This is a genomic window from Streptomyces sp. MBT53, from assembly GCF_016654115.1.
GTDB lineage: Bacteria > Actinomycetota > Actinomycetes > Streptomycetales > Streptomycetaceae > Streptomyces.
The window spans coordinates 1-13,941 of the sequence record NZ_JAEQAZ010000207.1 but is presented as its reverse complement, the minus strand read 5'-3'; the positions used below and the strand labels follow the sequence as shown (position 1 = coordinate 13,941).

Below are 13,941 nucleotides of genomic sequence, written 5' to 3'. Positions count from 1 at the left end.
CACATCAAGAAAGGTAGGACCTCCCATGCCTGCCACCGACTCAACCGCCCTCCCGGTCCTCGTCGTCGGGGCGACCGGCTCCCTGGGGAGCAAGGTCGTCGACGAACTACTCAAACGCGGCAAGAACGTCCGCGCCCTGGTGAGACCGGCCACCGACGCCGGCCGGCTCGAAAGCCGGGGCGTTCAGATCGTCCGCGGCGACATGCTCGACGTCGACTCGCTCGTGGACGCCATGACCGGCGCCGACGCCGTCATCACCACCGCCGCCGGCTACACCCGCGGCGGCAAGAACGCCCACGACATCGACACCCTCGGCAACGCCAACCTCGCCGAGGCCGCCCACCGCACCGGCATCCGGCGGTTCGTCCTGACCAGCATCCTCACCAGCGACCAGACCCCGGATGTCCCGCACTTCTGGCACAAGAAGCTCGCCGAGGACAAACTCGAACAGCTCGGCGTTCCGTTCGTCGCCTTGCGCCCGGGGGCCTTCCTCGACCAGGTCGCGACCATGGCGGGCAACCCGCTCGACAAGGGCCGCCTGATCTGGATGTCCAAGGCCACCGTCCCGCTGACCTTCGTCCGCACCTCCGACCTCGCGGCCTACCTGGCGGCCGCGGTCGACGCCGAGGCGGAGGCCGGTGAGCGGATCGACATCGGCTGGGACCGTCCGGTCAGCATGCGAGAGGTGGCCGACCGGATGGGCCACCGGGCCGGAAAGAAGATCAAGGTGTGGGCCGTCCCCTCCGTCGTCGTCCGCGCCGCAGGAGCCGTCGTCGGCCGATTCAATCCGGTGGTCAAGGACATGGCCGCGATGTTCGGCTGGTTCGACACCGGACGCTACGTCGCCGACCCCCGCCGCCAGGAGCAGCTGTTCGGCCCCGTCCCCACGGCCGAGGACGCCCTCGCCCAGTTCACCGACGAGCAGCGCACCGCACAGCACCGGTGACAGGCCCGCGTCCCGCCCGTCGCCGCCCGGCGGCCTGACCAGGACGCCTCGGGCCTGCCCCTCCTGGACCCGCGAAAGGAAACACCCATGAACGGACCGACCCTGCAGACGTTCGCCGCCGAGTGCGCGCAGGAACTTCCCGGAACCCAGCTGGAGCATCCCTTCGGCCCGGACTGGGAGGTCTTCAAGGTGCGCGGCAAGGTGTTCATGCTGATGACCGAGGTCCCCGGGCGCCCCGTCGTGATCCTCAAGGCGGACCCGGGCGAGGCCCAAGCCCTCCGGGAACACAACACCCACATCACCCCCGGCTACCACATGAACAAGAAACACTGGATCACCCTGGAGGGCGGAGAAGGCGTCGACGAGGAGCTCGTCACGGAACTCGTCACCGACTCCTACCTGCTCGTCGTCTCCCACCTGCCCAAAGCCGAGCAGCCCGTCGACCCGCACACCTACGGCACCGGCACCCGGGCAGGCCGCTGAGCGCGGCCCGGAACCGCCTTCAGATCACCGCCCGCAAGGCGGCCCTCACTCTCCCCGACGTCAGCCACGGCTACCCCTTCACCCCGGGACTCGACGCGTACAAGGTCGCGGACAAGGTGTTCCGGGTCGTCACCGACGACCCGGACGAACAGATCATCACGGTCAGGTGCGAGCCCGAGCACACGCGGGCACTGGACGGTTCCCTGCCTGACGCGGAGCCGCTCGGCTCAGCACTTCCGCGTTGACCGTGACCCAACTCCAGCTTTGCGTATGTGACTTCGCATGGCGCCTGAGGGTCGCGGATAGGGTGCCCCACCTGCACTTAGGGCACGCGGAGGGCACGCCACCCCCGAATTGGTCTAGACAACAAACAACCCCCAGGCCACTGACCTGGGGGCGAATTCTGGAGCGGGTGACGAGAATCGAACTCGCACTCTCAGCTTGGGAAGCGACGGCGCTTACATAGCTCCATGCCTTCTGAGCTGCACAGATGTATCGCGGCGTGGTGGTCGCGAGGGTCTGGTGGCGCCGCTGTTGACCGTAGTTATCCGCCCTTAAGGGCATGCTGTGGGCACGACGCTCCGCGACGGGCGGATGTCGCGCTGATGTGGCCCTCTTCCTGTCCGAGGTCCGTCGGGGCGTAGGTCGGCCGCCCGAGGTCATTGCGAACGCGTATGGATGGCGGCGTCCGAATCCGAGGAATCACTCATCTCGGTAATTCGGCTGATTGGGCGTCAGGGGCGCTGCTAGCGTCCACAAACGTCACACGGGGAGTCAAATGCCCCGCCCGCCCCAAACGCCAGGATGACCGTGAAGATCAAGCGCGTTCGCATCGAGAACTTCTGCTGTCTGCACAAGGTGGACGTGACCTTCGAAGACATCACCTCCTTCATCGGGCCGACGGGGGTCGGCAAGTCCACCGTGCTGCGTGCGCTCGACTGGTTCTTCAACGGCGAGAAGGGCGTCGCCCTCAGCGACGACGACATCCACTCGGCGGCCGAGGACGGCCGTATCTCCGTGGAGGTGGAGTTCGACGGACTCACCGAGCACGATCGCCAGACTCTTGGGCGGTATGCGCCCGACGGCGCTGCGAGCGTGAGTATCTGGCGGACCTGGCAGAACGGTGAGGACAAGATCACGGGCAAGGCTCTCGCATACGGGCCGTTCGAGGAGGTGCGCAAGAACGAGAAGGCCATGGAACTACGGCGTGCCTACGACCAGTTGAGGGAGAGCGACACGAGCCTGGGGTTGTCGGCCGCCGGCACCAAGGACAAGGTCCTGGAGGCGATGCGCACGTGGGAGCTGGCCAATCGCGACCGTCTCACCGAGGCCGAGGTCGAGGACACGCACTTCTTCGGCTTCGCGGGGCAGAGCCGCCTCGCCCAGCTGATTGACTTTGTGTTCGTCTCCGCCGACCTGCGGGCGTACGAGGAGGCCGACGATCAGAAGGCGACTGCGCTCGGCCGCATCCTCGACCACGCCGTGGACCGCTCACAGGCGAACGAGCAACTCGGTGAGATCGAGGAGAACGCTCATCTGGCGCGGCAGGAAGTGCACAGCAAGGTGTACGGCCCGGTGCTGGACGAGGTGTCGGCCGCGCTCTCGGCGGAGGTCGCCAAGTTCACCACCGGACGCGAGGTGGTCGTGACCCCGACGGTGCAGGCTCCGAGGCCCGCCCGCACAACTTTCCAGGTGAGCATTCGGGACGGCGCTGCTCATACCTCGGTGCACCGGCAAGGTCACGGTTTCCAGCGTGCCCTGATCATCGCCGCGCTGAAGTACCTCGCCGATCGCAGGCGTTCGGCCGACGGCATGCGGACGCTGTGCCTGGCGATCGAGGAGCCCGAGCTTTTCCAGCACCCTCCTCAGGCGCGGACTTTCGCGAAGGTGCTCCGCGAGCTGGTCGCCACCTCGTCGCAGGGGCGTACTCAGGTCATGTACGCCACCCACAACCCGGTCTTCATCGATCCGAAGGGCTACCACCAGATTCGGCGCCTGTGCCGTGCTGCCGGTGAGGAGCATCCCGTCACCGAAGTGTGGCAGGCCACGGAGGAGGACCTGTGCGGGGCCTTGGACGGTCTCGTCGACAAGAAGGTGATCAAGAGCAGGACCGAGGGCACGCTGAGCGGCTCGCTGGCGGAGGGCTTCTTCGCCCATGCCGTGGTGCTTGTCGAGGGGCGCGGGGACGAAGGAGTGATCACCGGTTGCGCGGACCGGTCAGGGATCAACCTGGGCGCGGAGGGCATCAGCGTCATCGAGGTCCACGGCAAGGACAACCTCATGATCTCTGACGCACTCTTCAGCGCCCTGGGCGTGCCCTGCTACGTCGTGTTCGACGGTGACGCCGGCATGGAGGAGCGCAAGCGGGCGTCGGTGCAACACCTCATCCCCCAGCAACGGCAGGACAAGGAGCAGGAGTTCGAGTGCCAGGCACGGAACAACCAGACCAAGAACGCGAATCTTCTCCGGTACCTGGGTGCGATGCCCAATCCCCAGCCCGCCGACGACTCGACCGGCCGCTACACCGTGTTCGAGGACACCCTGGAGACCCACCTCGACCAGCACTGGCCGGCTTGGGAGGAGCGCAGGCAGGAACTCGTTCGTGCCTGCGAGGGCATCGACGGGAAGAACGCGGCGACCTATCTGGAGACGACCCGAACGGCCGCTACGGAGCCACCGTTCCTGCTGCACGCCTTGCTGGAGAACGTCCGGTCGCTGACCGGGCGACGGTAGCCAGATGGTTCCCTCACGCGGGCTCGCAGTTCGACAGCCCGTTGAATCTCTGCGGTCGTGTCGACGGAGTCCTCGACGACACGGCCGCAGAGCCCTTCCAAAAGGTTAACGAACCATGCGGACATGGGCTGTTCCGCGGGACCCGCGTTAGCTCTTCTGCGGCCAGCGGTTGCGACTCTGGAAATACTCAGGTGCCGTGGGTTCCTCCGTGAATTCGAGTAGGCCGCCCACTTTGTCCGCCAGGAGCGTCCGGACTTCGGACGGTGTGGCGAAGAAGAATTCACGCCGCTGATTGACGAAGTTGACGCGTCGGCTGGCGAACGCCTTGTGGAGTTGCGACTCCAGAGTCACGGCGTCCTCGGAGAAGAACAAGGCGTGGACGTCGTACCGGAACGGCACGGAAGCGTCGCCGAGTTCCCGGACACGGTCCATCGGATCGAGGCGGCGGGTCATGCCGATCTTGACGATGTTCGGACCGAACGCACCGATGTTGGAGATGACGTACACGTAACCGGCACGGATGTTCGCGATGCGGTAGTCGTTGGCTGCGATGGCCTTCTCGATGTCGGCGAGGCGGCTGGAGAGTTCCGTGACGGCTGCGTCGTCGCCCTTGGCGCGGAGCGATGCCAGGGCGCTGATGTAGTGCGCTCGTTCCTTCTCAAGCCGTTCCTTCTCGGCGGCCAACTCCTTCTCGGCCTGGCGCTGTTCGCGGAGAAGCTGGCGCTCGTGGCGGGCGTGTTCGCGCTCTTCCTGCATTTTTATCTGGAAGTCGGCGGTCAGCTCGATCTCGGTTACACGCAGCGCGTGATACTCGGGGTTGATTCGCATCTCCATGATCGCCCCGAGCCTCTCGATCGCGGTGACCGCCGACTCCAGCCGTTTCAGCGCAGTGCGCACGTTCCCCGACCGCAGCGAGCGAACGCAGTTGTCGGCCTCCGCGTTGTAGGCCCGCAGCATCAGCTTGGAGAGATCGCCGACCAGCTTCCGTCCGCGGGCCAGAGAACCGTCGAATGTGAACATGTCAGCTGCGAGGATCGCGCGACTGCTCTTGACGGTTTCGCCGATCTTGTCTTCGAGACTGCGCAATCGGTCCTTGTAGGCCGCCGCGTTCTCCAAGGGATGGTGGTAGCGATAGATGCCGACATCCTGCAGGGCACGCTGATCGCTGAGATCGATCAGGTCGGCGCCACCTTGTGCGGTGGCGAGCGCCGCTTCGAGGTCGGCGATGCGGGCCAGCAGTGGCGCGGGGTCGACTCCTCGGTGCGGTGGCGGAGTCGGTGAAACGGCTGAGGCGGGGTCCTGCCGCGTTCCCGGTGACTGCTGCACCGGGTCCGTGGAAGGGATCCCGGTGGTCTGTCTGGTCACGGACTTGTCGGCGTCGGCGTCGGGTTCGGACTCGTCGTCGGGCACGAAGAGGTGCCAGCCAGGTGGTGGGGCCGGCCAGGCCGGATCAGGGTTCCATCCTGGCGGGGGCGTCCAGCCTTCGGGCGGTGTGGGCCACCCTGGGGGTGGGTTGAACCGCATGATCACTCTCCCCGAACTCGGACGCCGCGGCTCGTGTCCGCCGGGACCAGGTCGAATGGCGACTTCGAGATCGCGGCACCGAGGTGCTGCAAGGTGGCCTGGGGGATCACTTTGGCCAGATCGAAGCTGTTGAAGGTCTCGCGGTCCGCGGCCACGATGACCAGAGGAACGGTGGCCGGGCGGCCGGTGGCGGGGTCGACCGTGTCGACGCCGACCGCCAGCGCGATCGAGTGCACTTTCCCGGCGCGGTCGGCCTCGAAGACTTCGTGCAGACTGCGAACCGCGACCTGCCAGACCGCGTTCGCGTACCGCTCCTTCTTTTCGCGAACGGGCAGGTTCGTCGAAGCGATCTCATCCTTCGCCTTCACGTACCGGTACGCCTTCACCGCGGGTACGGATGAAGGCTCCGGAACGGTGACCTTGAGCGAGAGTTCGCGGGACGCGAGATTGAATACATGGTCGTGCTCGACCGGGAAGACCTCGGGGTAGACCGAGTTGGACAGGACGATGCCGACGTACTCCTGGATGGCGGACTCGACATCGAAGGCAAGGTCGTTGATGAGCTTGGCGACCTCCGCATTGTGAGCTGATGCGTCAGCCTCGCGCTTCTCACATTCCTGCCTGTACTTCTCCTCAGCGGCCGACAGTTCCGCCACGCGCTTGGCTTCCGACTTTTCGCGCTGGGCTGCCTTCTTGACGTAGCTGCTGTGAGCGGCTTCCTTGGCGCGCTCCCAGTGGCGATGCGCGTCCGCAAAGGCGGTCCGAGCCCCCTCGACAGCCTGTTGGTGCCGCTTCTTGCCGCCGAGCATGGCGGAAAGGCCGCCGGGTGCGGCCGGCTCCTCGTACACGGGCTCGGGCTCGTAGGCCGGCTCCGGAACACTGGGCGCCGGGACGGCCATGCGACCGGGAGTGAACGGAGGATGCTCGACCGCCGAGATCTTCAGGGAATCGAGATCGACATAGTCGTCCATGTCCAGGGTCCACGTGAGCAGACCGTCGATGTCGTCGAGATCGCCGGCCAGGCTGGCGTTCATCGACTCGACCTCAGCGAGCCTGGACTCCACGTGGAGCCGCGCGGCCTCACGCTCCGCGGCTTTCCTCTCCGCGGCGGAGGATCGCGCCGCCGCCAATTGCGCGCGCTCGTACGCCTTCGTGGCTCGCTCTGCTTGGCGCTGCGCCGCAAGATGAGCACGATGGCCAGCGGCCCCTTGCTGACGCCGATGCTTCTCCGCTTGCTGTGCCTGGTAGTTCAGCTCCGCAAAAAAGCCGCGACGCTTCCCCATAACATCCCCCCACAGGAATCGGCACCCGAGGATCTGATCGTAGGACGTTAACCGTATCCATGATCGTTGCCACTGGCGAGGTGAACCCTGGATTACGGGCGGAGGTTCTCGCCGGTCCTGCACGGGTGACCAGGCGAACGAGGTCGGTGCCGTGGCTCCGGCCCTGCGCCCGGTGTTACCCGCCGCCGACGCGGTGCCTGCCGCGAAGAACCGTTTGCGCTCGGCGTACGAGCACGAGTGCCAGGGGGCGCCCCGGTCCGGTCGTCCCCCGGGTATACGACGAAGTGAATGACGGTCTCATGTGACCTGAATGTGCCCTCGCGGCCTTAGAAGGCCATCGGCTTGGCGAGCAGCAGAGGTTCTTGATCCAGTCCTTCAAGTGCCAGGTGGGGGATGACTTCGAGAGCGATGTCCAGGGCGTACTCCAGAGCTGCGGCGCTGGGGGACTTGTCGACGTCCAGGGCCTCGGACCACTTGCGGGGCTGGTAGCGGGCCAGCATCGAGAAGCTGCACAGGATCAGCCACCAGGACATGAGAGGCGTCGGGGGTGCCTTGGCGGGCTCGAACGACGGTCGAAGGAAGCGGTCGTCGTTGAAGCGGTAGGCGGGAGCCCTGCTGTCGAAGAATCCGGCGATGTCTGCTTTCTCCATGTCCCGTTTGGTCGCCGGCCAGCAGAGCTCGACGGAGAAGCGCCGAGAGTGGATCTCGCTGAAGGAGTCCTGAACCGCTCCGGGATCGGTGGAGGCTCTATGCGTTGACTCCAGCCGCCGGTTGGGGCTGGTGTTGAGCGTAGTAGTTGGTCTCGTGCTCGTGGGGCGGGACGTCTCCGATCGCGGAGTGGAGGCGCTGGTTGTTGAACCAGTCCACCCATTCCGCGGTGGCGAGTTCGACGTCGGCAAGGCCGTGCCAGGGCTTTCGCGGTTTGATCAACTCCGTTTTGTAGAGGCCGATCTGGGACTCCATGAGGGCGTTGTCCAGGGCATCGCCGACGGTGCCGATTGAAGCATCGATGCCGGCCTCGAGTAGGTGGGCGGTGAACGCGAAAGACGTGTACTGGCTGCCCGCATCCGAATGATGAACCAGCCCTGGACCAGCGGGATTTCCGGCACGGCTCCGACGCCACAACGCCGTATCAAGGGCATCGAGCACGAGCTTGGCCCGCTTGCTGGTGGCCGCGGACCAGCCGACGATCGTCCGCGAGTACACGTCCACGACGCACGCGACGTAGACGATCCCGGACCAGGTGGCCACGTAGGTGAAGTCGGCCACCCACCGCTGGTTCGGACGGGATGCCGTGAAGTCGCGCCTGAGCAGGTCACAGGCCCTCTCGTCGCCGTCATCCCGGATGGTGGTGCGGATCTTCTTCCCGCGCCGCGCGCCCTGGAGGCCAAGGTCGCGCATCAGCCGGGCCACCGTGCAGCGGGCTGCCGGTATGCCTTCACGGTGCAACTGCCGCTAGACCTTCCGCACCCCGTAGACGCCGAAGTTGTCCGCGTGAACTCGGCTGATCTGCGTCTTCAGCTCCGCGTCGCGCACAGACCGGGCGCTGGGGGCGCGGTTCTTCGCCGCGTAGTAGGTGCTCGTTGCGATCTTCAGGCCGTGGCTGGTCAGAACACGGCAGATCGGCTCGACTCCGAACACCTCGCGGTGTGCGTCGATGAACGCTACGAGCGTTTCGACGGCCGGTCGAGCTCGGCCGCGAAGAAAGCCGACGCCGCCTTCAAGATCTCGTTGGCCCGCCGCGATTCGGCGTTCTCGGCCCGCAGCCGCTTGATTTCCGCGGCCTCCTCGGAGGTGACACCGGGCCGCTGGCCACCGTCGACTTCGGCCTTGCGGACCCAGGTCCGCACCGTCTCAGCCGCACCGATTCCCAGCTTGGCTGCGACCGCCTTCATCGCGGCCCACTCGGTTGGGTAGTTGGGACGGATCTCCGCGACCATGCGCACCGCGCGCTCACGAAGCTCGGGCGGGTAGGGGGACGGACGTGCCATGACTCGATCCCCTCAGGGAATCGAGCCTCCATCAGGCCCGGAGCGGTTCAGGTCTCTGGCATGGGCCATGGATCGGCGCAACCGCGTAAGCCGCTCTGCCACACGCCGATACAGTCTGCTCCGCACCAAGGGGGCAAGCGGCTTGTCCTCGTTGTCAGTGGTAGCAGATAGCGTCTGTTGAGATGAGAGAGGGCGATGGATGGCGACTCCCAACGTGTACCGCCTGGTTACGAACCTGAAGTACTGGCTCGTGGCCGGCGTGACCGTACTTGTGGGTGGGGCACTCCTGTGGGTCTCGGGCGTTGCATGGTTCGAGAAGCATGAGTCGCTGGGAACCCTCGCCAACCAGATTGGGGGCCTGTTGATTGCTTCGGTCGCCCTCGCGACGATCTGGGACCTGGTCGGCCGACGCTCATTCTTTGAAGAGATGCTGGAAGTAGTCAAGCTTAAGCACGACATCTATGTGTCGGGCCTTGAGTCCATCAGCACTGACTACACCAAGGTTGCTGACTGGGACACCTCGTTGGGCTCGGCGAAGCAACTTGACGTCTTTGCTGCGTGGGCCACGACCTGGCGGAACACGCACCAAGTGCGCCTTCAGCAACTCGCATCTCAGAGCGACGCAAAGATCAGGGTCTGCCTCCCCGACCCCAATGACAACGCTTGCGTCAAGCTACTCGCCACCCGCTTCAACATGACGCAGGCTGATGTCCGTAGCAAGCTTAATGAGGCGATTGATGGGTATAAGCAGCTTGATGGGAACAATCGCAGCGGCCGAGTGGAGATTTACACAACGCCCGTCTTCAGGGCTTTCACTTCTTATCGCGTAGACAAACAATTCATTGTCACCCTCTACCATCACAAAGACAGTCGTAGTGGTTCCGTCCCGGCACTCACTTGTCGTCAGGGCGGATCTCTTTATGAATTCTTCAAGGATGATTTGGAGGGCGTGCTCAGTGTCAGTACCAAACTCTACCCGTGACGTCCCCGCTACGGGCCCCGTTCACGTGATGGCGCACGACCTGACCCTCGATGTTTACCACCGTCTGACAGAAAGTGGACGTGTGGCATGGGACATTGAGACGAACGGCCTGGAGCCAACTCGAGCAATGATCGGAACATGCCAACTCCATTCTCCTCAGGTCGGAACGTTCATCGTCACCGGAGTGGCTGGCAGGATTCCGCCTCTACTTGCGCGCCTCCTTTCGGATGCGCGGGTGACAAAGGTGTTCCATCATGCTCCGTTCGATCTCTCATTCATGGCGCATGCGTGGGGCGCCGAACCGAGTAACGTGGCCTGCACTAAGATCGCGGCCAAGATTCTCAGTCCTGGACAAGCAGCAGAGAGGTATTCGCTAAAATATTTGATGGCGTGGCATTTTGGACTTGCCTTGGACAAGAAGGTCCGATTCACTGATTGGCTGGCGGAGTCGCTAAGTGAGGAGCAAATTCAGTATGCGGTCGGAGACGTAATTCGCCTCCTAGATCTCTATGACCTCCTCAACGGAAAGTTGGAGGAGAAGGGCCTAGCGGAACTGTACCGCGAGTGCAGGGAGTTCTTGTCCACCCATGTTCGCTTGCGTCTTCATGGCTGCGCCGATCCGTTCAGCTACTAGTAGCTGTGCTGCGGATTCCATGCGGTGGGGAATCAATCGGTGTCCAGATTCCGCTGACCACCTCCCATAGTGAGGTGTCACTTCCTGATCCAGCTTGGCAGGGCGTCGATAGAGAAGGTGAATTACCCGTTCGGGACGTCTTCAAGTGAAGCCGCTAGAACGCGTCCGTCTGGCAGGAGTATTTCAACGTCGAAGTACGTCGCATCGGCATACGAGCCACGTGCGCTGCTGCGCATGGCAGCCGTATCCAAGGTCAATTCATTCGACGCCCCGGGAGCCCTTCGTAGCGTGAGCACTGGCGTCATGGGGTGTGCTGGCGACGATCCGAGCAGCGGCTGATCGTGATGCGAGGCGAGCCGATCAAGAACCCACTTCAGCTGATCTATGAGGCGAGTGGGTGCACTTCTGCGGATCACGGCTTCCGCCGCTCCAACGGCCGCCTGGCAGAAGGCCGTCTGCTCGCCCTGGTTGAGCGATGTGGGGACAGCCGCGCCCTGGTTTCGTGGAGTTCCTCGTAGCTCGCTTGTGTGCGGATCGACCGTGAAGCGCCGATGTGTCAGCGATGCTGCCCACCGCCACTACCTCGACCGGGGCGATGCCTGATCCACTCTTCGATCACCGACGATTGCTACACCGGGGTGCGCCCGACGTTGGACGGACGGTGAAGGATGGGATTCCGGACTCGTCATGGCCGTCGGCTCGGGTGCCGGACACGGCCGCCGGAGGAGTGTGGATCCTTCCTGGTAGTGCAGAGCTGGTTTCCCAGAAAACAACACCTACGGCAGCGACCTTCGCACCGCGTCGACCAGCGAAGCCGCACGCGTGTCGTTAGCCCCTCCGATGATGTTGTTCATCACGTAACCGAAGGCAATGCCGTGCTCCAGGTCGGCGAAGCCGAGGGAGCCCCCTCGCCCCGTGTGGCCGAAGGCGTTCGGGCCGGTCATGGGGTTGGTCTCGGTGGGCAGCATGTATCCGGAGCTGAATCGGCTCGGGATCAGCATCACTTGGTCCTTCCCGCCGGCCTGTTCCCTGGTCGCCGCCTCCAGGGTTTCCGGGGTGAGCAGGCGCACGCCGTCCACCTCGCCGATCAGCGCGGCGTACATGCGCGCCAGCCCGTGTGCGGTGCCGATGCCGTTGGAGGCCGGGAGTTCCGCGGCCTGCACCACGGGCGAGTCGAAGTCGATCTCGGTGGGGTCGGTGACCGCGTACGCCCTGTTGCTGAATGAGTCCGGATCCCTCCAGGCGGCAACCTGTTCGCGGAGTTCTTCGGGAACCGACTCGACGGGCACGGTGGTGAGGTCGACGGCCGGTCGCTGGTACACCATGCGGCTGACCCGGTCGCGTTCACGCGCCGGCAGTCCGATGAAGAAGTCCAGTCCTAGGGGGGCGGCGATCTCGTCGGCGAAGAAGCGGCCCGGCGTAAGGCCGGACACTCGGCGGATCACCTCGCCGACGAGCCAGCCCCAGGTCCGACCGTGGTACCCGTGCGCCGTGCCCGGCGTCCACTGGGGACGCTGCGCGGCCAGTGCGGCCGCCATCGGGTGCCAGGCCAACGCCTCGTCTAGCGGGACCGGTTGGTCCAGCGCGATCAACCCGGCCTGGTGGGACAGGAGCCAGCGCACCGGGATGTCCGCCTTGCCGTTCGCGGCGAACTCCGGCCAGTACTTCGCCACCGGCGCGTCCAGGTCCAACTCGCCGCGTTGGGCCAGCATGTGCGCCGCTGTCGCGGTCGCACCCTTGGTGGCCGAGTAGACCAGTTGCAGCGTGTCTCGTGTCCACGGACGACCGGTTTCCGGATCGGCGATGCCACCCCACAGGTCCACCACCGGTCGGCCGTGCTGGTACACGCACACCGCCGCGCCGATGTCCCCGTGCTGGGAGAAGTTCGCCTCGAACACCTCACGCACCGGTTCGAATCCAGCCTCGACCTCGCCGTCGATCGTCGTCATGCCGTCCATCCTGGCATTTGGATCGGCTGCTCCGGCGGGGCGGGTTGGCCCTCGAAGTGCGAGACGGCGACTGTCAGGCCGCGATGGGAAGCGCCTGAAGCCGCTCGCGGAACTCGCGTACGGCGGAGACGGACTTGCGCGGTTCGAGTCGAGCGTTGAACTCCTTCAAGCGGTCCAGAGCTCGTACGGAGCTGACACTGCTCTCCAGGAGCCCGGCGCCGTAGTTCGCGGCGTCCAGAGCCCCTTCCAGGTCGCCGCCGGCGAGCCGTGCCTCTGCCAGGCGGCTGGACCGTACGGCCTTGTCCCGGGGAGCCGCGCTCTCCACGGAGGTCTCCAGGGCACTCGTCGCGCGCTCCACCTGCCCGGAACGCAACAGGACCTTGCCTTCGGTCGACTTCAACTGCGCCTCGCCGAACCAGTTGAGCCAGTCCGGGTTCTCCTCTGCCGAGCCGTGCTCCCAGAGGGACACGGCTTGGTTGAGCGCCGTTCCAGCGTTCCGGTGGTCGCCGTCGCGTGACAGTGCCTCGGCCTTGTGCAGGTAGAGGAAGGAATGGGTGTACGGCGACAGAGCTTGAGGCGCGTTGTCGATGGCGGTCGAGATGAGTTCGACCCGCTCGGCGGTTCGTCCAGCCTCGGAGACCTGGACGCCCATCTCCGCGAGAATGAAGGCGCCGAAGGCATCGTCTCCGGAAGTTCGAGCGCTGCGCAGAGCCCCGACGTAGTAGTGCTGGCCGGCGGACCGGAGGCCAGCGTCGTAGGCCATCCAGCCGGTCAGGTGCGACACCCGGGCCGCCAGCGAGTAGAGGCGGACGCGAATCCTGTCCGTGTACCGTCCGGCGCCGAGGAGACCGGTCACCAAGGCGAGGTCACCGCGTGCCTGCTCCAGGAGCCGGGCGCCTCCGAGTTGGTCGTCGAGCGTGCGGAGTGTGCTGATGCGCTGCTCGATCGTCGAGACCATCGTGTCCGTGACCTGGTCGCCGTTGAGCGCTGAGGCGAAGGCGGAGGGCGCGTCCGCCCAGCTCGCTGCGAGGCCCGTCAGGGCGGCGCCGGTGATGGTGAGAAAGCCCCGGCGGTCCATGCGGCCACTCCCCACGAGTTCGGACAGGGCTTCAACGGTACCGGCCTCGGTCCACGGTGTGGTGAGCTCCGCGATCTCCCAGACCGGGAGCCACCGGGGCCATTCTTCCTCCCGGACCTGCTCGTACGGGACGCACAGCAAATCGGCGAGCACGCGCTGGGCGTCCGCGTCCGGCTCCTGCCCCTGCTCCCACTTCCATACGGTCGTCCGGTTGGTCGCCAGCGGGATTCCGAGTGACCTGCCGTGCGCTTGCATGAGGCGGGCGAACTCGGCCTTGCCCCATCCGCGCATGTGGCGGAGGAAGCTCAGCGGGTGGACTGCTACTGACCTTTTCGGGT

General features: G+C 65.3%; 10 protein-coding genes, 1 pseudogene and 1 other annotated feature. Of the genes and pseudogenes, 5 read left to right on the top strand and 6 right to left on the bottom strand.

Features of this window, described 5'->3' with window-relative positions; all coding sequences use genetic code 11:
* Nucleotides 1–25: 25 nt before the first annotated feature.
* The 3 genes from JHN45_RS43425 (at nucleotide 26) to JHN45_RS43415 (ending at nucleotide 4,162) form a co-directional block, all read left to right on the top strand.
* A complete protein-coding gene (locus JHN45_RS43425) occupies nucleotides 26–946 on the top strand; it encodes an SDR family oxidoreductase (RefSeq protein ID WP_201054846.1) in 921 nt (306 codons plus the stop codon).
* A gap of 87 nt (nucleotides 947–1,033) precedes the next feature.
* Nucleotides 1,034–1,429, top strand: a complete 396-nt coding sequence (locus JHN45_RS43420; RefSeq protein WP_201054845.1) for an MmcQ/YjbR family DNA-binding protein — start codon at nucleotides 1,034–1,036, stop codon at nucleotides 1,427–1,429.
* A gap of 804 nt (nucleotides 1,430–2,233) precedes the next feature.
* A complete protein-coding gene (locus JHN45_RS43415) occupies nucleotides 2,234–4,162 on the top strand; it encodes an ATP-dependent endonuclease (RefSeq protein WP_236584746.1) in 1,929 nt (642 codons plus the stop codon).
* 147 nt (nucleotides 4,163–4,309) lie between these two features.
* Here the strand turns inward: JHN45_RS43415 and JHN45_RS43410 are convergent, their stop codons facing one another.
* The 4 genes and pseudogenes from JHN45_RS43410 to JHN45_RS43395 all read right to left on the bottom strand — a co-directional run bounded on the left by JHN45_RS43410 (nucleotide 4,310) and on the right by JHN45_RS43395 (nucleotide 8,960).
* Nucleotides 4,310–5,572 (bottom strand): DUF4041 domain-containing protein, encoded by a 1,263-nt coding sequence (locus JHN45_RS43410; protein ID WP_201054843.1) that lies wholly within the window; start codon nucleotides 5,570–5,572, stop codon nucleotides 4,310–4,312.
* A gap of 116 nt (nucleotides 5,573–5,688) precedes the next feature.
* Entirely contained in the window at nucleotides 5,689–6,969 is a 1,281-nt protein-coding gene (locus tag JHN45_RS43405) for a hypothetical protein (protein WP_201054842.1), read from the bottom strand.
* A gap of 326 nt (nucleotides 6,970–7,295) precedes the next feature.
* Nucleotides 7,296–7,619, bottom strand: a complete 324-nt coding sequence (locus JHN45_RS43400) for a YaaC family protein (RefSeq protein WP_201054841.1) — start codon at nucleotides 7,617–7,619, stop codon at nucleotides 7,296–7,298.
* A gap of 97 nt (nucleotides 7,620–7,716) precedes the next feature.
* Nucleotides 7,717–8,960, bottom strand: a pseudogene (locus JHN45_RS43395) (IS3 family transposase).
* Nucleotides 8,551–8,679 (bottom strand) — a sequence feature (AL1L pseudoknot). It overlaps the preceding pseudogene by 129 nt.
* 199 nt (nucleotides 8,961–9,159) lie before the next feature.
* On the opposite strand from JHN45_RS43395, the gene JHN45_RS43390 reads away from it, so the two are divergent.
* Nucleotides 9,160–9,942, top strand: a complete 783-nt coding sequence (locus JHN45_RS43390; RefSeq protein WP_201054840.1) for a hypothetical protein — start codon at nucleotides 9,160–9,162, stop codon at nucleotides 9,940–9,942.
* Between the two features lie 28 nt (nucleotides 9,943–9,970).
* Nucleotides 9,971–10,576: a ribonuclease D gene (locus JHN45_RS43385; RefSeq protein ID WP_201054839.1), complete on the top strand. Its 606-nt coding sequence runs from the start codon at nucleotides 9,971–9,973 to the stop codon at nucleotides 10,574–10,576.
* A gap of 776 nt (nucleotides 10,577–11,352) precedes the next feature.
* On the opposite strand, the gene JHN45_RS43380 is transcribed toward JHN45_RS43385, so the two are convergent.
* A complete protein-coding gene (locus JHN45_RS43380) occupies nucleotides 11,353–12,525 on the bottom strand; it encodes a serine hydrolase domain-containing protein (protein ID WP_201054838.1) in 1,173 nt (390 codons plus the stop codon).
* 73 nt (nucleotides 12,526–12,598) lie between these two features.
* Nucleotides 12,599–13,941 (bottom strand): transcriptional regulator (locus tag JHN45_RS43375; protein WP_236584744.1); only part of this gene is annotated, 1,343 nt, incomplete at its 5' end.